This window comes from Streptomyces sp. NPDC006193, from assembly GCF_040613915.1.
Classification (GTDB): Bacteria; Actinomycetota; Actinomycetes; order Streptomycetales; family Streptomycetaceae; genus Streptomyces.
The window spans coordinates 72388-90152 of sequence record NZ_JBEXTB010000028.1 but is presented as its reverse complement, the minus strand read 5'-3'; the positions used below and the strand labels follow the sequence as shown (position 1 = coordinate 90152).

Genomic DNA, 17765 nt, shown 5'->3' with positions numbered 1-17765 from the left:
CAGCCACGCCTGGGACAGCGAGTTCAGATAGTGCTGCTGGGGAAACGGATAGACCTCGGCGACCTTTCCGATGCGCCGGAGGAGGCCGGCGCGCGCGGCCGTCACCGCAGGCTGCGCACGTCGAGGTGCCGCAGCACCCGGTCCACGATCTCCGGGTCCGCGCCGGGCTCGCTGCGCGCCGCCAGCACCTCGTGCCGCGCCGCGCTGAGCATCTCCCCCTGGATGCGCCGCACCCGCTTGAGCCGCCTGGCCCGCTGGCGGTGCGCCTCCCGGCGCTCCTCCTCCCCCATGTCCGGGCTGATCCGGATCCCGATGTCGAAGGCCCGCCGCAGCATCTGCTCGGACAGCTCCTCGGGCAGGTCCTCGACCTGCTCGATCTCGCGCAGCCTGCGCTTGGCCGCCTTCGCCGCCCGCACCGCCAGCTCCTTCTCGAACTCCTTCTCCCGCTCGGAGTCGGCCCGCACCCCGAGCCGGCGCACCAGCCACGGCAGGGTCAGCCCCTGCACCACCAGCGTGGCGATGATCACCGCGAAGGCGATGAACACGAGGACGTCCCGCTGCGGGAAGGCAGAGCCGTCCTCGGTGCGCAGCGGAATGGCGAGGACCAGCGCCACCGAGGCCACCCCGCGCATCCCGGACCACCACATGACGACGGTCTCCCGCCAGCTCACGGGGATCTCCTCGTCGTAGTCCCGGCGGGCGTGCAGCCGCTTGGTCAGCCAGGTCGCGGGCAGCAGCCACAGCAGCCGTACGACGACCACCACGGCCACGACGGCGGCCGCCCAGCCGAGCAGCTCGCCCCACCGCCCGCGGGCCGTGTGGAGGGCGTTGTGCAGCTCCAGCCCGATCAGCCCGAAGGCGACGCCCGTGACGAGGGTGTCGATGATGTCCCAGAAGGTGTGCCCGGCCAGCCGGGTCATCACGTCGTCGGCGTCGGTGGCGTACTCGGCGAGGAAGAGGGCCGTGGTGAGCACCGCGAGCACCCCGGAGCCGTGCATCCGCTCGGCGAGCACGTACGAGGCGTACGGCACCAGCAGGGTCAGGCCGATCTGCAGCGTCGGGTCGCCCAGCAGGTCCATGAGCTTGTTCGCGCCCCACCCCAGCGCCAGGCCCGCGGCCAGCGCGACGACGGCGGACAGCACGAGGTCCAGCGCGGCCTCCCAGGGCGAGAAGGTGCCGCTGAGGGCCGCGGCGATCGCCACGTTGTACAGCACGATGGCCGTGACGTCGTTGAAGAGCCCCTCGCCCTCCAGGATGGACACCAGCCGGCGCGGCAGCCCGAGCTGCCCGGCCACGCTGGTCGCGGCGACCGGATCGGGCGGGGCTATCAGGGCGCCGAGCGCGACGGCGGCGGCGATCGGCAGCCCGGGCACGACGGCGTGCGCGACGACCGCCACGCACACCGTCGTCACGAACACCAGGGCGACGGCCAGCAGGAAGATCGGCCGGACGTTGTGCGCGAACTGCCGCCAGGAGGTCCGGCGCACGGCGGCGTAGAGCAGCGGCGGCAGCAGCGCGGGCAGGATCAGCTCGGGCGGGATGTCCACGTCGGGCACGAACTCGACCACTGCCAGGACCCCTCCGAACAGGGTCATCAGCACCGGCGCGGGCACCCCGAACCGGTCCCCCACCGGGACACTCACCAGGGCCCCGAGCAGCAGGACGAACAACAAGGCCAACTGGTCCAAGGACGGCGCTCCGGGGTCGACGATCGATCACACGGCAGATCTCCAGCCTGCCACGACGCCCGAGCGCGGGCCCTGCCGGCACCGCCCCGCCCCGCAGAGGGGACGGCGCGGGGCCGCGGCTACAGGGACCGGCGCATCGCCCGGTGCGGAATGCCGGCGTCCGGGAACTCCGGGCCGTACGCCTCGTAGCCGAGCCGCTCGTAGAAGCCCAGCGCGTGCGTCTGCGCGTGCAGGTCCACCGCGGCCAGGCCGCGCGCGCGTGCCGCGTCCTCGACGGCCCGCACCAGGGCCGCGCCGACGCCCTGGCCGCGCGCCTCGCGGGAGACGGCGAGCCGCCCCAGGGAGCCCACCGCCGGGTCCCCGCCGGTCTTCGCGGCGGCCGTCTCCCCGTGCAGCAGCCGCCCGGTGCCCAGCGGCACACCGTCCCGCCGGACCGCCAGCACATGCACGGCCACGGCGTCGTAGGCGTCGTACTCGATGTCCTCGGCGACGCCCTGCTCGACCACGAAGACCTCCTTGCGGAGCGCGAAGCAGGCCTCTCGGTCGGCCGGGTCCTCCGCGACCCGGACGGTGTACGGCGCGCTCACGCGTACGTCTCCTCGCGGACCTGGTCGAGGGCCTTCTGCAGGTCCTCGGGGTAGTCGCTCCGGAACTCCACCCACTGCCCGTCGCCCGGGTGCTCGAAGCCGAGGCGCACCGCGTGCAGCCACTGCCGGGTCAGGCGCAGCCGCTTGGCGAGGGTCGGGTCGGCACCGTAGGTGAGGTCGCCGACGCACGGGTGGCGGTGGGCGGCCATGTGGACGCGGATCTGGTGGGTGCGGCCGGTCTCCAGCTTCACGTCCAGCAGCGAGGCCGCGCGGAACGCCTCGATGAGGTCGTAGTGCGTCACCGACGGCTTGCCGTCGGCGGTGACCGCCCACTTGTAGTCGTGGTTCGGGTGGCGGCCGATCGGCGCGTCGATGGTGCCGCTCGTCGGGTCCGGGTGGCCCTGGACGAGGGTGTGGTAGCGCTTGTCGACCGTGCGCTCCTTGAACTGGCGCTTGAGCGACGTGTACGCGTACTCGGACTTGGCGACCACCATCAGACCGGAGGTGCCGACGTCCAGGCGGTGGACGATGCCCTGGCGCTCGGCGGCGCCGGAGGTGGAGATGCGGTACCCGGCGGCGGCGAGACCGCCGATGACGGTGGGCCCGGACCAGCCCGGCGACGGGTGCGCGGCCACGCCGACCGGCTTGACGATCACGACCACGTCGTCGTCGTCGTGCACGATCTCCATGCCCTCGACCGGCTCGGCGACCACCTGCACCGGCGCGGGCGCCTGCGGCATCTCGACCTCGAGCCAGGCGCCGCCGCGCACCCGCTCCGACTTGCCGACCACCGCGCCGTCGACCTGGACCTTGCCGGCCGCGGCGAGCTCCGCCGCCTTCGTGCGGGAGAAGCCGAACATGCGGGAGATGGCGGCGTCGACGCGCTCGCCCTCCAGGCCGTCGGGCACGGGCAGGGTACGGATCTCGGGAATCGTGCTCACCCGTCGAGTATGCCGGACGGGTGGGACGGCGCCGAACGAGCCTGTGGACGGCCCAGCGGCACCTCAGTCCGTGTGGACCGTGCCGTCCGGGTCCAGGCCGCGGAAGGACAGCAGCACGATCAGGATGCCGCCGCACACGATCGCCGAGTCGGCGAGGTTGAACACCGCGAAGCCCTTCGGCGCGATGAAGTCCACGACCTCGCCCTCGAAGACTCCCGGCGCCCGGAAGATCCGGTCGGTGAGGTTGCCGAGCGCGCCGCCGAGCAGCAGGCCGAGCGCGACCGCCCACGGCAGGCTGTACAGCTTGCGGGCCAGCCGGATGATCACCACGATCACCGCCGCCGCGATCAGTGTGAAGATCACCGTGAAGGCCGCGCCGAAACCGAAGGCGGCGCCCGGGTTGCGGATGGCGTGCAGCTCCAGCCAGTCCCCGACGAGGCGGATCGGCGCGTGGCCCTCCAGCCGGTCGACGACGAGCATCTTGCTGACCAGGTCGAGGGCGTACGCGAACGCGGCCACCGCGAACAGCACGGCGACCCGGCGTCCGCGGCCGGTCCGCGGCGCCGGCGCGCCCGCGGCGGACGCACCGTCCGCACCGTCCGCCCCCGGCGCGCCCGGGGCGGCGGGCGCCTGGGCCGCCGTCTGCTCGCCGCTGCCGTCCGGGGTGTCCGGCGTACCGATGATGCGCTCCGCCTCTGCCACGTGAGTCCCTCAACCTAGGTGCCTGACTGGGGACGAGACTACGGCACGCCCCCGCGGCCCCTCACGCTCAGGAGCGGCGTTCCTGCTTCTGCTTGCACTCCACGCACAGGGTGGCCCGCGGGAACGCCTGCATCCTCGCCTTGCCGATGGGGTTGCCGCAGTTCTCGCACAGGCCGTAGGTGCCCGCGTCCAGCCGTTCCAGCGCGCGCTCGGTCTGGACCAGCATCTCGCGCGCGTTGGCCGCCAGCGCCATCTCGTGCTCGCGCGTGATGTTCTTGGTCCCGGTGTCGGCCTGGTCGTCACCGGCGCCGTCCCCGGAGTCGCGCATCAGGCCGACGAGGGACGCCTCCGAGGAGCTGATCTCCTCCCGCAGCCGCTCCATCTCGGACTGCAGTTCCGCGCGGGCCTCCGTGACCTCTTCCGGGGTCCAGGGGTCCTCGCCGGGGCGCACCGCCAGCTCGCCGGGCTCCGCCGCGATGCCGCGCGCCTTGGGAACGGCGGTCTGTCCGGACGTGACCGTGCCAGGAGTCTTCTTCGCAACCACTGTCGTGGCTCCCGTCTGCTTCGCGGCCCGCGCCGCGCCCGCCTTCTTGGCCGTGCTCTCATCGGCCGCCTCCGTGGAGACGCCCGCCTCGACCGCCCGTTCGCCGCCGGCCTTCCTCGCCGTCGGCTCCTCGGCGGCCGTCCCTCCTCGGGCGGCCTTCCCGCCCGCCGTCCGCGGAGCCGCCGCCCTGCCGGCGGCCGTCCCGGCGGCTGTCTCCTTCACCGCGGTCCCGCGGGCCGCCGTCCGCCCCGCGGCCGCCTTCTCCGCCGCGGCCTTCCCGGTCGCGGCCTTCTCCGCCTCGGCCTTCTTCGCTGCGGCCTTCTCGGTCGCGGCCTTCTTCGCTGCGGCCTTCTCGGTCGCGGCCTTCTTCGCTGCGGCCTTCTCGGTCGCGGCCTTCTTCGCCGCGGCCTTCTTCGCTGCGGCCTTCCCGGTCGCGGTCTTCTTCACCGCGGCCTTCTTCGCCACAGCCTTCCCGGTCGCGGTCTCCTTCGCCGCGGCCTTCTTCACCGCGGCCTTCTCGGTCGCGGCCTTCCCGGCCGGGGTCCTCCGGGCAGCCGTCTGCTTCGCCGGCCCCCGCGCCACCGGGGCCCGCGCCTCCTCCTCGGCGGCCGGCTGCCTCGCCGCCCCCTCCTCCACGGCCGTCCTCTCGCCCGCCGGCTTCCCCGCGGCCGTCTTCCCGGCGGCAGGCCGCGCGCCGGTCTTCCCGGTCGCCGGCTGCTGTACGGCGGTCTTCTTCGCCACCATGGCCGGCCCCTTCACATATTGTGATCACGCACGCGAATCGTGCTGGGACGATAAATCGACTCGAGTCCCGCGGCAACGGGGCACACCGCCCGATTCGCCCGCCCGCACCCCCCGTGCGACGGGCCTGCATCCGTTGTGCCCAGCTCCCCGCCGGGTATTCCGCCGGACCGGCCCGTGCCGGACGCACGCGCGGCCCCCTCGCCGTTCGGGTCACGCGGCCCGGCGGCCGGAGGCCCGGCCGGCGGTCGGAAAACCGGTCCGCCGCCGTCCGCGGAGCGCCGTACACTGGGCGGAGCGAGAAGCGTGGATGGGGACGAGTAGCGGCGTACGCAGCCCAGAGCGACCCGGGGACGGTGGGAGCCCGGGGGCGAGCGCGTCGTGAAGATCACCCCGGAGCCGCCGGAAGAAAGCCGCCGCCGTGGTGCGGGGCGAGTAGAACCGGCATCGCGACCCGAATGAGGGGGTTCACCGGCGCGTACGGCGCGACGGGGAGCCAAGGAGGGTGGTACCGCGGGAGCGCGCCGCACACGGCGTCGACAGGATCGAAGGCTCTCGTCCCTCCGACGGAAGGCAGCAAGTCCGTTGGAGGATGCTCGCAGATGACAGCGCCGACGTACCGCCAGGTGCCCGCACAGGTCGACCTGCCCGCCCTCGAGCACGCCGTGCTCGACTTCTGGCGCGAGCAGAAGATCTTCGCCAAGAGCCTGGAGCAGTCCGAGGGCCGCCCGGAATGGGTGTTCTACGAGGGCCCGCCCACCGCCAACGGCATGCCCGGCGCCCACCACATCGAGGCCCGCGTCTTCAAGGACGTCTTCCCCCGCTTCCGCACCATGCGCGGCTACCACGTCGCCCGCAAGGCCGGCTGGGACTGCCACGGACTGCCCGTGGAGCTGGCCGTCGAGAAGGAGCTGGGCTTCACCGGCAAGCAGGACATCGAGGCGTACGGCATCGCCGAGTTCAACGCCCGGTGCCGCGAGTCGGTGACCCGGCACACCGACGCCTTCGCCGAGCTGACGACCCGCATGGGCTACTGGGTCGACCTGGACGACGCCTACCGGACCATGGACCCCGAGTACGTGGACTCGGTCTGGTGGTCGCTGAAGGAGATCTTCACCAAGGGCCTGCTGGTGCAGGACCACCGCGTCGCCCCCTGGTGCCCGCGCTGCGGCACCGGCCTGTCCGACCACGAGCTGGCGCAGGGCTACGAGACGGTCGTCGACCCCTCCGTGTACGTGCGCTTCCCGCTCACCTCCGGCCCGCTCGCCGGCGAGGCCGCGCTCCTGGTGTGGACGACGACCCCGTGGACCCTGGTGTCCAACACGGCGGTCGCCGCCCACCCCGAGGTCACCTACGTCGTCGCGACCGACGGCGAGGAGAAGCTCGTCGTCGCCGAGCCGCTGCTCGCCAAGGCGCTCGGCGAGGGCTGGGAGAGCACGGGCCGGACCTTCACCGGCGCCGAGATGGAGCGCTGGACGTACCGGCGCCCGTTCGAGCTGGTGGAGTTCCCCGAGCCCGCCCACTACGTGGTGAACGCCGAGTACGTCACCACCGAGGACGGCACGGGCCTGGTCCACCAGTCCCCCGCCTTCGGTGAGGACGACCTCAAGGTCTGCCGCTCCTACGGTCTGCCCGTGGTCAACCCGGTACGCCCCGACGGCACCTTCGAGGAGGACGTCCCGCTGGTCGGGGGCGTCTTCTTCAAGAAGGCGGACGAGAAGCTCACCGAGGACCTCCAGCAGCGCGGCCTCCTCTTCAAGCACCTGCCGTACGAGCACAGCTACCCGCACTGCTGGCGCTGCCACACCGCGCTGCTCTACTACGCGCAGCCCTCCTGGTACATCCGCACGACGGCGGTGAAGGACCGCCTGATCCAGGAGAACGAGAAGACCAACTGGTTCCCGGAGACCGTCAAGCACGGCCGGTTCGGCGACTGGCTGAACAACAACATCGACTGGGCGCTGTCCCGCAACCGCTACTGGGGCACCCCGCTGCCGATCTGGCGCTGCGAGGAGGACCACCTCACCTGCGTCGGCTCGCGCGCGGAACTGACCGAGCTGACCGGCGCCGACCAGTCGGGCCTGGACCCGCACCGCCCCTACATCGACGAGATCGTCTTCGCCTGCCCGCACGAGGGCTGCGCGAAGACGGCCACGCGCGTGCCCGAGGTCATCGACGCCTGGTACGACTCGGGTTCGATGCCGTTCGCGCAGTGGGGCTACCCGTACCGCAACAAGGAGCTGTTCGAGAGCCGGTACCCGGCGCAGTTCATCTCCGAGGCGATCGACCAGACCCGCGGCTGGTTCTACACGCTGATGGCCGTCGGCACGCTCGTCTTCGGCAGGTCGTCGTACGAGAACGTCGTCTGCCTGGGGCACATCCTGGCCGAGGACGGCCGCAAGATGTCCAAGCACCTCGGCAACATCCTGCAGCCGATCCCGCTCATGGACCAGCACGGCGCGGACGCGGTGCGCTGGTTCATGGCGGCCGGCGGCTCCCCGTGGGCGGCCCGCCGCGTCGGCCACGGCACCATCCAGGAAGTCGTCCGCAAGACGCTGCTGACCTACTGGAACACGGTCGCCTTCCAGGCGCTGTACGCCCGCACCTGCGGCTGGGCCCCTTCCGAGGCCGACCCGGCGCCGGCCGAGCGCCCGCTGCTTGACCGCTGGCTGCTGTCCGAACTGCACGCGCTGACCGACCAGGTGACCCAGGCGCTGGAGGGATACGACACCCAGCGCGCCGGCAAGCTGCTGTCCGCGTTCGTGGACGACCTGTCCAACTGGTACGTCCGCCGTTCGCGCCGCCGCTTCTGGCAGGGTGACAAGGCCGCCCTGCGCACGCTGCACGAGGTGCTGGAGACGGTCACGAAGCTGATGGCGCCGATCACCCCGTTCATCACCGAGCGGGTGTGGCAGGACCTGGTCGTGCCGGTCACGCCGGGCGCCCCGGAGTCCGTGCACCTGGCCGCCTGGCCGGAGGCCGACCTGTCGGCGGTCGACCTGGAGCTGTCCAAGCAGATGGCCCTCGTCCGCCGGCTGGTCGAGCTGGGCCGGGCCACCCGCGCCGAGTCGGGCGTCAAGACGCGGCAGCCGCTGTCCCGCGCGCTGATCGCGGCCACCGGCTTCGACGCCCTGCACCCCGAACTGCACACGCAGATCACCGAGGAGCTGAACGTCACCTCGCTGGCGTCGCTGTCCGAGGTCGGAGGCAGCCTGGTCGACACGACCGCCAAGGCCAACTTCCGCGCGCTGGGCAAGCGGTTCGGCAAGCGGGTCCAGGACGTGGCGAAGGCCATCGCGGGCGCCGACGCGGCCGCGCTCTCCCTCGCGCTGCGCGAGGGCACGGCGTCCGTGGAGGTGGACGGCGAGACGATCACCCTCGCTCCCGACGAGGTGATCATCACGGAGACCCCGCGCGAGGGCTGGTCGGTGGCCTCCGACTCCGGCGCCACGGTCGCCCTGGACCTGGAGATCACCGAGGAGCTGCGGCAGGCGGGCCTCGCCCGGGACGCCATCCGCCTCATCCAGGAAGCGCGCAAGAACAGCGGCCTGGACGTCGCCGACCGGATCGCGCTGCGCTGGACCTCCTCGGACCCGGCGGTCGTCGCGGCCCTGACCGAGCACACGGCTCTGATCGCCGACGAGGTCCTCGCCACCGACTTCGCCCGGGGCGAGGCGGAGGACGGCTACGGCGAGCCGTTCACCGACGAGGGGCTGTCCCTCACGTTCCGGCTGCGCAAGGCGTAGCCGCAGGCCGAACGATGGCAGGGCCCGGTCTCCGCTCAGGGGGCCGGGCCCTTCTGCACGGGCGCCCGGCGGCGTAACCGTGCGCGGCGGCGTAACCGTGCGCGGCAGCGGAACCGTGCGCCTGGCGCGCGCCCCTAGCGCGTCGACGCGCCCGGCACCGCCGTGTCAACCCGCGTAAAAAGGGCGGGCCCCCGGACCGAAGTCCAGGGGCCCGCCCTAGGGACGCTGCCGACGCCGTGGCCGTACCGGTCTCAGGGACCGCTCAGTTGTCGTCCTCGTCGATCAGGAACCCGCGCATCGGCGAGGGCGCCTGGCCCATCGGGGACGGGCCCTGCGGCCTGACCGGGGCCATGGGCTGGGTCATGGCCGGGGTCATCTGCTGCTGACCGCCGTAGGACGGGCCGGACGGAGCGGGCGAGCCGCCCATCGGCTGGTTGCCGCCGTAGGACGGGGCGCTCGCGCCGGCCGGGGCCATGGAGGGCGCCGGGGACGGCGGCAGGGACGCGGCGGCCGGGGTGCGCGGCGGCGCCAGGGAGTCGTCGGCCTGGGTCTCCAGCTGCCGCAGCTGGGACTCGAGGTACGACTTCAGGCGCGTGCGGTACTCGCGCTCGAAGCCGCGCAGGTCCTCGACCTTGCGCTCCAGCGTGGCGCGCGCGGACTCCAGGGAGCCCATGGCGACGCGGTGCTTCTCCTGCGCGTCCCGCTCCAGGGCGTCGGCCTTGGCACGGGCGTCGCGCTCCAGACCCTCGGCACGGCTGCGGGCCTCGCCGACGATCTTGTTCGCCTCGGAGCGGGCCTCGGCGATCGCCTGGTCGGCGGTCTGCTGGGCCAGCGAGAGGACACGCGCGGCGCTGTCGCCGCCGGGGCCCTGACCGCCCATGGGGCCGCCCATCGGACCGCCCATGGGGCCACCCATCTGCTGCTGCATGGGCGGCTGACCGCCCATCGGGCCCTGACCCATCGGACCCTGGCCCATCGGGCCGGGGCCCTGCGGGCCGCCCTGACCGCCGGGGCCGGCAGGCAGCTGCGGGGCACCGCTCGGCAGCTGGGGCGGACCACCCATGGGGCCGCCCATCTGCTGCTGCGGCGGGCCCGATATGCCGGCGGGCACCGGCTGGCCGGGACCTCGCATGCCCTGCTGCTGAGGATGCTGTTGCTGCTGGTCCTGCTCCGGGGGCTTGCGCATGTTCTGCTGGTTCTGGGCAGCGGCACGCGTCGCCGCGGCCAGCTTGGCGCGCAGGTCCTCGTTCTCGCGGAGCAGACGGGTCAGTTCGGCTTCGACCTCGTCGAGGAAGGCATCGACCTCGTCCTCGTCATAGCCTTCTCGGAGGCGGACGGTCGTGAACTGCTTGTTCCGCACGTCCTCGGGGGTCAACGGCATCTCTTCACCTCAACGTAGTCATCGGCAGTCGGCAAGACCGGATCGTCCATCCTCATCTCACGAAGCTCTGCGCAATGGAGATGAGAATGTAGACGATGATCATCAGTACGAAGAAGGACAGGTCGAGCGCCACGCCCCCGAGACGCAGCGGCGGGATGAACCGCCGCAGAAGCTTCAGCGGTGGATCGGTGACAGTGTAGGTGGCCTCCAGGACGACCACCATCGCCTTGCCGGGTTGCCACGAGCGGGCGAACTGGAAGACATAGTCCATGACCAGCCGGAAGATGAGCACGACGAGGAACACCATCAGCGCGATGTAGATCACCTGCGCGAACACGCTCATGGATTGCGCTTCCCTCTCCCCTGTTCGGTGCTTCCATCCGGTGGTGCGTCTCAGCTCTGGTTGAAGAACCCGCCCTCTGCGATGCGGGCCTTGTCCTCCGCCGTGACATCGACGTTAGCAGGAGACAACAGGAACACCTTCTGCGTCACCCGCTCGATGCTGCCGTGGAGACCGAACACCAAACCGGCCGCGAAGTCGACAAGTCGCTTCGCGTCCGTGTCGTCCATCTCCGTCAGATTCATGATCACCGGGGTGCCCTCGCGGAAGTGTTCCCCGATGGTACGGGCCTCGTTGTAGGTCCGCGGGTGGAGCGTGGTGATCCGGTAAGGCTCTCGTTCGGACACGACCTTGGGCATGATCACCGGTGCGTTCTTCTCCAGGGACTGACGTTCTTGTGTGATGGATGCCACGGGCGCGATCCGCGCCGGGCGTCCGGATTCCGCGGCGAGCGAAGCCGAGCGGGCGACCGGCTCGCGCGGCGCGGGCGGTTGCACGATACGCACTTCTTCGTCCCTTTGGGACTGGTGCGCACCGTGCGGCTGGTGTGACGGCTCGTGCCGCCGGTGGTCCCGCTCGGGCTCCGGATCCAACTCGGGTTCGAAGTCGTCGTCGGGGTCGAATCCACGGCCGTCGTACCCATCGTCCTCCACGAGGCCGAGGTAGACCGCCATCTTGCGCATCGCGCCGGCCATGCTCTGAGTCCTCCGCTCTGTGGTGGATCGGCTGACGACTGCCCAGTGCCCGCGATCCACGTGGTCGTGTGCCCGTGTTGAGTGGGCATTGACCATATTTTCTGCTGTGGTCCGACTTCCTGGCGACGTTACCCGAGCCTGGGGCGGACTCCGAGTACCGCGGTGCCGACGCGCACATGTGTCGCTCCGGCGGCCACGGCCTGTTCGAGGTCCGCACTCATCCCTGCCGACACCATGGTTGCAGCCGGATGGGCTCGGCGCAGGTCAGTCGACAAATCCATGAGCCGCTCGAACGCCGCCTGTTCGCGTCCCGCGTACTCCCCGGTGAGCGGGGCGACGGTCATCAGACCGTCGAGCCGCAGCCCGGGCGCGCCGGCGACGAGGTCGGCCAACTCTTCGATTCCCCCGGGGGCCACGCCGCCGCGGTCGCCCCGGCCGCTCGCCCCGGCGTCCAGTGCGACCTGGACGAGGCAGCCCACCTCGCGCCCGGCCCGCACCGCCTCCTTCGACAGGGCGGCGACGAGTCGGGGACGGTCGACGGATTGCACGACATCGGCATAACCGACCACGGAACGGACCTTGTTGGTCTGCAACTGGCCGACGAAGTGCCATTTCAGGGGCAGATCCGCACAGGCGGCGGCCTTCGGCGCCGCGTCCTGGTCCCGGTTCTCGGCCACATGTCCCACACCGAGTTCCGACAGGATCCGCACATCGCTCGCCGGGTAGGTCTTGGTGACCACGATGAGGGTCACCTCCTCCCGCCGGCGCCCGGCCGCGGCACACGCGGCGGCGATGCGCTGCTCCACTTTCGCCAGGTTCGCGGCGAGTTCGGTCTTACGGTCCGTCATGCCCCATCAGTCCAGCCAGACGTAGCTCGCGAGCCGCCCCGTGGTGCGGTCGCGGCGGTACGAGAAGTGATCCGCCGACTCCAGCGTGCACACCGGCGACTGCGCCCGGTCGCACACCCCGAGCCGGTCGAGCTGCGCGTGCACGCCGGCGCTCACGTCGACCGCAGGCGTGCCCCAACTCGTCTCGGCGTGCGCCGCCGGCTCGACGGCGGCCACCTCGGCGCGCATCGCCTCCGGCACCTCGTAGCACCGGCCGCAGACGGCCGGCCCGGTGCGGGCGACGATCCGGTCCGGCACGGCCCCGAGTCGCACCATGGCCCGTACGGCGGCGGGGACGACGCCCCGGACCATGCCGGGCCGCCCCGCGTGCGCCGCTGCGGCGACGCCGGCGACCGGGTCGGCCAGCAGCACCGGCACGCAGTCGGCGGTGAGGACGGCGAGGGCGAGTCCGCGCCGGGCGGTGACGACGGCGTCGGCCTCCGGCGCCGCGCTCCCCCGCTCCCGGCCCCGCCCGTGCGGGGAGCCCTCCGTGCCCCACGGCCCGTCCACCACGGCGACGTCGGCGCCGTGCACCTGGTTCATCCAGACCACCCGGCCGGGGTCCAGGCCGAGGGACTCGGCCGCGAGCTTCCGGTTGGCCTGGACGGCCTCCGGGTCGTCGCCGACCGCTCCGCCGAGGTTCAGCTCCTCATACGGAGCGGCGCTCACCCCGCCCCACCGGTCGGTGAAGGCGAAGTGCGCGCCGCTCACGCTCTCGCGCCGTCCTATCACTTGAGGAAGTCCGGGACGTCCAGTTCCTCGGCCGCACTGTCCGAGTAGGCGGGCCGCGGCGCCGGGGTGACCGGCGGGGGGACCGGGATGTCGGCCACCGGCTCGGGCGCCGGCTCCGGCTCCTCCTTCGGCTTCACGCTGCCCAGCGAGCCGAACGACGGGCGGCTGGGCTCGCTCGGCCGCGCCGGGGCGGGCTCCTCGCGGCGGGGGGCGGCCGGCGCGGAGGCCGGGCCGGAGGCCGAGCCGAGGACGTTGTCCCGGCGGGCCGGCGGCTGGCCGCCGTCGAAGCCGGCCGCGATCACGGTGACCCGGACCTCGTCGCCGAGGGCGTCGTCGATGACCGCGCCGAAGATGATGTTGGCCTCGGGGTGGGCGGCCTCACTGACCAGCTGGGCGGCCTCGTTGATCTCGAAGAGACCGAGGTCGGAGCCGCCGGAGATGGAGAGCAGCACGCCCCGGGCGCCGTCGATGGACGCCTCCAGCAGCGGGGAGGAGATCGCCATCTCGGCCGCGGCCACCGCGCGGTCGTCGCCGCGGGCCGAGCCGATGCCCATGAGGGCGGAACCGGCTTCGGACATGACCGACTTGACGTCGGCGAAGTCGAGGTTGATCAGACCGGGGGTGGTGATGAGGTCGGTGATGCCCTGCACACCGGAGAGCAGGACCTGGTCCGCCGACTTGAAGGCGTCCAGGACCGAGACCTGGCGGTCCGAGATGGACAGCAGCCGGTCGTTCGGGATGACGATGAGGGTGTCGACCTCTTCGCGCAGCTCGGCGATGCCGTCCTCGGCCTGGTTCGCGCGGCGCCGTCCCTCGAAGGTGAACGGGCGCGTGACCACGCCGATGGTGAGCGCGCCGAGGGAGCGTGCGATGTTGGCCACGACGGGCGCCCCGCCGGTGCCGGTGCCGCCGCCTTCACCGGCCGTCACGAAGACCATGTCGGCCCCCTTCAGGACCTCCTCGATCTCCTCGCGGTGGTCCTCGGCGGCCTTGCGGCCGACGGCCGGGTTGGCCCCGGCGCCGAGTCCGCGGGTGAGTTCGCGGCCGACGTCGAGCTTGACGTCGGCGTCGCTCATCAACAGCGCCTGTGCGTCGGTGTTGATGGCGATGAACTCGACGCCCTTGAGACCGACCTCGATCATCCGGTTGATGGCATTGACACCACCGCCGCCGACACCGATGACCTTGATGACTGCGAGGTAGTTCTGCGGTGCTGCCACGTCGAAGGCCTCTCGCCTCGAATTACGTTGTCGCCGCGGTGCGGTGCCCCGCGCCGCGACGACGGATGCCGAATGGGACGGTCCGTAGCGCCGACCCGAACCCTAACCCTGAAGTTTAGGGTTACCAGTGTGTCTGTTCCCTGGAGTCTTCCGAACAGGACACTAAGTCGACACGTGGCGCCCGTTCAACGAACACGCCGAACCTCCCGTTTTTCTTTTCACCCTATGTGATCAGCCGTAGCAGTGCCCAACCAGGGTGCTGGCCTGCGCTGATGTGCGTCAACTCCCCGATGACGCAGGGGCGGTGGGAACGCTGACGTCGAAGTGCCGCGCGCCGGGAGCTGCTTTCATGAGAGCGGTGAGGGCCCGTGCCTTGGCGCGGCCGTTCTCGCCGCTCCCCCATGCCACCGTGCGCCCGTCGGCCAACTCCAGCGAGATGGCGTCGTAGGAGCGGACGCGGACGGTCCGGGTGGCCCCGGCCAGGGAGCGCGGCAGGTCGCCGGCGGCGCGCACCGCCTCGCGCACCAGCCGGCCGGCGCCGAAACGGCGGAAGCTCGCGGCGGCGGGACCTGTCCGCGAGACGGACAATTCCAGCAGGGGAACCCCTTTCGGCGCCCGCGAAACCGTGGCGAATCGGACACCTTCCGCGTCGACTTCGACAAAGTTCCCGCCTTTTCGGATCAGTACGACCGGAGTGCGCTCGATCACCTTCAGTCCGATTCCGTGCGGCCAGGAACGAACCACTTCTACGGTGTCAATTCGGGGCAATTTCCGACGAAGTCGGGCTTCGATGATGTCCGTGTCGACGGACATCATCGGCTCCCCGAGCGGCACGGCCGCGGCCTCGCGCACCTGGGCAGGGGTCAGCACGCGCGTGCCCGACACCGGGACGCGCTCGACGCGCAGCCAGTCCGAGCCGTACAACACCCAGGCCACGCCCGCCCCGAGGAGCACGAGAAGGGCGCCCAGGACGACGATCGTACGAAGGCGTCCGCGGACGGGCGGCGGGACGGACGACTCCTGCTGGCGTTCACCGCGCTCGGCGGTCGTCCGTCCGGCCACGCTCACTGCCCTTTCGTCATATGGTCCTAACGGCGTGAGGCGATCGCCTCGTACACCATGCCGACGAGCAGTTCGTCGGCGTCCCGGCGGCCGAACTCGCTGGCCGCACGGGACATCTCGTACAGCCGGTGCGGATCCGCCAGCACGGGCAGGACGTTCTGCTGCACCCACTCGGGCGTCAGTTCCGCGTCGTCGACCAGGAGGCCACCGCCGGCCTTGACCACCGGCTGCGCGTTCAGCCGCTGCTCGCCGTTGCCGATGGGCAGCGGGACGTACGCGGCCGGAAGCCCGACGGCGGAGAGTTCGGCGACGGTCATCGCGCCCGCGCGGCAGAGCATCATGTCGGCCGCGGCGTACGCGAGGTCCATCCGGTCCAGGTAACTTACCGGGATGTACGGGGGCATTCCCGGCATCTGGTGCACCTGCGGCAGTTCGTTCTTGGGTCCGACCGCGTGCAGGATCTGGATGCCTGCCTGCTGCAGCCAGGGCGCGACCGCCTGCGTCACCTCGTTCAGGCGCCGGGCGCCCTGCGAGCCGCCGGAGACCAGCAGCGTGGGCAGGTTCGGGTCGAGGCCGAAACGGGCGCGGGCCTCGGGGCGGACGGCGGCACGGTCCAGGGTGGCGATGGAGCGGCGCAGCGGGATGCCGATGTAGCGGGCGTCCCGCAGCTTGCTGTCCGGCGTGGAGACGGCGACCCGGGCCGCGTACCGCGAGCCGATCTTGTTGGCCAGCCCCGGGCGGGCGTTGGCCTCGTGGATCACGATGGGCACACCGAGCCGCTTGGCGGCCAGATAGCCGGGCAGGGCCACGTAGCCGCCGAAGCCGACCACGACGTCCGCCTTGGTGCGCTCCAGGATCTGCTCGGCGGCCTTGATCGTCCCGCGCAGCCGGCCCGGGACGGTGATCAGCTCGGGCGTGGGCTTGCGGGGCAGCGGCACCGCCGGGATCAGCGCCAGCTCGTAGCCGCGCTCCGGCACCAGCCTGGTCTCCAGGCCGCGCTCCGTGCCCAGGGCCGTGATCCCCACGGTCGGGTCCTGCCTGCGCAGGGCGTCCGCGAGGGCGAGCGCGGGCTCGATGTGGCCGGCGGTCCCCCCACCGGCGAGTACGACATGCACCGAAATTCACCGCTCTCCGGACGAACGCGCCGCCGAGGCACGCCGTCGCATCGTGTTCCATCTCCGAGGCCCCCGCTCGGCACCGGAGCCTCCCGCCCGCTTTTTACCAAAGCGGGGTTGCCGCATCGCAAGCGCCGCCCGCGCAGCGGGCTCGTCGCGCGCGAAGGCGATCAGCAGCCCGATGGCGAACATGGTCGGCAGCAGGGCGGACCCTCCGTAGGAGAACAGCGGGAGCGGGACGCCGGCGATCGGCAGCAGGCCGAGCACCGCACCGATGTTGATCACCGCCTGAGCGGTGATCCAGGTGGTCACGCCTCCCGCGGCGTACCTCACGAAGTGGTCCTCCGTGCGTCCGGCCACGCGGATACCCGCATAGCCTAGAGCCGCGAACAGGGCGAGCACCGACAGCGTCCCCGCGAGGCCCAGTTCCTCACCGGTGACGGCGAAGATGAAGTCGGTGTGGGCCTCCGGGAGTTGGCCCCATTTTTCCACACTCGCGCCGAGCCCGGAGCCGAACAGCCCGCCCGAGGCGAGGGCGTAGATGCCGTGCACGGCCTGCCAGCAGTCGGCGACGCCGGTCTTCGGCTCCGTGGCGCCGATGCAGGCCAGGCGGGCCATCCGGTTGGGACTGGTTCTGATCAGGATCACACCGATCACGGCGGCGACCGACAGCACGCCCGCGAACAGCCTGGTCGGCGCGCCCGCGAGCCACAGCAGGCCGAACAGGATCGCCGTGAGGATGATCGCGGTGCCCATGTCGCCGCCGAGCATGATCAGCCCGAGCAGCAGGAAGGCGACCGGGACGAGCGGCACCAGCATGTGCTTCCACTGGGTCAGCAGCTTCCTCTCCTGCTTGCGGGCGATCAGGTCCGCGCCCCACAGCACGAGGGCGAGCTTGCCGAACTCGCTGGGCTGGATCTGGAAGGAGCCGCCGAGGGAGATCCAGTTCTGGTTGCCGTTGACCGCCATCCCTATCCCGGGGACCTGCACCAGGACCATCAGGAAGACGGCGCCGGCGAGGATCGGGTAGGCCAGCGCGCGGTGCAGCTTCACCGGCATGCGCGAGGCGGCGAACAGCAGCGCTCCGCCGATGAGGGCGGCGAGGAACTGCTTGCGGAAGAAGTACGAGCCGGGCAGCGACAGCTGCAGCGCGGTGATCTGGGAGGCCGAGTAGACCATCACCAGGCCCAGCACGGTGATCAGCACGCTGCCGCCGACGATCAGGTAGTAGGCGGTCAGCGGCCGGTCCCAGGCCCTCCGCGCGCGCCTGCCGAGCCGCTGGACGGGGTTCTCGCGCGGGGGCCGGGGAACGGCGGGACGCGGACGCCGGGACGCCCGCTGCACGGGTGGCCGGCCGGTACGGCTACTGGGCATCGGCGCCTCC

The 17765-nt window shown here is 71.9% G+C and carries 15 protein-coding genes; 1 reads left to right on the top strand and 14 read right to left on the bottom strand.

All coding sequences use genetic code 11. The annotated features are described in order from the left end of the window. Positions 1-101: 101 nt before the first annotated feature. The 5 genes from ABZ261_RS23340 to ABZ261_RS23320 form a co-directional block, all read right to left on the bottom strand. Positions 102-1688: a Na+/H+ antiporter gene (locus tag ABZ261_RS23340; protein ID WP_356862148.1), complete on the bottom strand. Its 1587-nt coding sequence runs from the start codon at positions 1686-1688 to the stop codon at positions 102-104. 119 nt (positions 1689-1807) lie between these two features. Then, a complete protein-coding gene (locus ABZ261_RS23335) occupies positions 1808-2275 on the bottom strand; it encodes a GNAT family N-acetyltransferase (RefSeq protein WP_356862146.1) in 468 nt (155 codons plus the stop codon). After that, a complete protein-coding gene (locus ABZ261_RS23330) occupies positions 2272-3216 on the bottom strand; it encodes an RluA family pseudouridine synthase (protein WP_356862144.1) in 945 nt (314 codons plus the stop codon). The genes ABZ261_RS23335 and ABZ261_RS23330 overlap by 4 nt, the downstream gene beginning before the upstream one ends. 63 nt (positions 3217-3279) lie before the next feature. Next, positions 3280-3918, bottom strand: a complete 639-nt coding sequence (gene lspA, locus ABZ261_RS23325) for a signal peptidase II (protein ID WP_356862142.1) — start codon at positions 3916-3918, stop codon at positions 3280-3282. 67 nt (positions 3919-3985) lie between these two features. Further along, positions 3986-5206: a TraR/DksA C4-type zinc finger protein gene (locus tag ABZ261_RS23320; RefSeq protein WP_356862140.1), complete on the bottom strand. Its 1221-nt coding sequence runs from the start codon at positions 5204-5206 to the stop codon at positions 3986-3988. 599 nt (positions 5207-5805) lie between these two features. Here ABZ261_RS23320 and ileS point away from each other — a divergent pair. Beyond that, a complete protein-coding gene (ileS, locus tag ABZ261_RS23315) occupies positions 5806-8949 on the top strand; it encodes an isoleucine--tRNA ligase (protein ID WP_356862138.1) in 3144 nt (1047 codons plus the stop codon). A gap of 262 nt (positions 8950-9211) precedes the next feature. Here the strand turns inward: ileS and ABZ261_RS23310 are convergent, their stop codons facing one another. The 9 genes from ABZ261_RS23310 to ftsW form a co-directional block, all read right to left on the bottom strand. Continuing rightward, the gene (locus ABZ261_RS23310) at positions 9212-10330 is read right to left on the bottom strand and encodes a DivIVA domain-containing protein (protein WP_356862136.1); all 1119 of its coding nucleotides are present in this window, start codon (positions 10328-10330) and stop codon (positions 9212-9214) included. Between the two features lie 52 nt (positions 10331-10382). After that, positions 10383-10673: a YggT family protein gene (locus tag ABZ261_RS23305; protein WP_059248823.1), complete on the bottom strand. Its 291-nt coding sequence runs from the start codon at positions 10671-10673 to the stop codon at positions 10383-10385. 50 nt (positions 10674-10723) lie between these two features. Next, positions 10724-11365: a cell division protein SepF gene (sepF, locus tag ABZ261_RS23300; protein ID WP_356862133.1), complete on the bottom strand. Its 642-nt coding sequence runs from the start codon at positions 11363-11365 to the stop codon at positions 10724-10726. Positions 11366-11493: 128 nt separating this feature from the next. Further along, positions 11494-12213, bottom strand: coding sequence for a YggS family pyridoxal phosphate-dependent enzyme (locus ABZ261_RS23295; protein ID WP_356862131.1), 720 nt, complete (start codon positions 12211-12213; stop codon positions 11494-11496). A gap of 6 nt (positions 12214-12219) precedes the next feature. Further along, positions 12220-12984 carry a peptidoglycan editing factor PgeF gene (gene pgeF, locus ABZ261_RS23290; protein WP_356862129.1) on the bottom strand — a complete coding sequence of 255 codons (765 nt, stop codon included), beginning with the start codon at positions 12982-12984 and terminating at the stop codon, positions 12220-12222. Continuing rightward, positions 12981-14204 (bottom strand): cell division protein FtsZ, encoded by a 1224-nt coding sequence (ftsZ, locus tag ABZ261_RS23285; RefSeq protein ID WP_356862127.1) that lies wholly within the window; start codon positions 14202-14204, stop codon positions 12981-12983. Before ftsZ ends, pgeF begins: the two co-directional genes overlap by 4 nt. A gap of 279 nt (positions 14205-14483) precedes the next feature. Further along, entirely contained in the window at positions 14484-15266 is a 783-nt protein-coding gene (locus tag ABZ261_RS23280; RefSeq protein WP_356862156.1) for an FtsQ-type POTRA domain-containing protein, read from the bottom strand. A gap of 26 nt (positions 15267-15292) precedes the next feature. Then, positions 15293-16381: an undecaprenyldiphospho-muramoylpentapeptide beta-N-acetylglucosaminyltransferase gene (gene murG, locus ABZ261_RS23275; RefSeq protein WP_356862125.1), complete on the bottom strand. Its 1089-nt coding sequence runs from the start codon at positions 16379-16381 to the stop codon at positions 15293-15295. Positions 16382-16387: 6 nt separating this feature from the next. Continuing rightward, on the bottom strand, positions 16388-17755 hold the full coding sequence (ftsW, locus tag ABZ261_RS23270) for a putative lipid II flippase FtsW (RefSeq protein ID WP_356862123.1): 1368 nt from the start codon (positions 17753-17755) through the stop codon (positions 16388-16390). Positions 17756-17765: the final 10 nt, after the last annotated feature.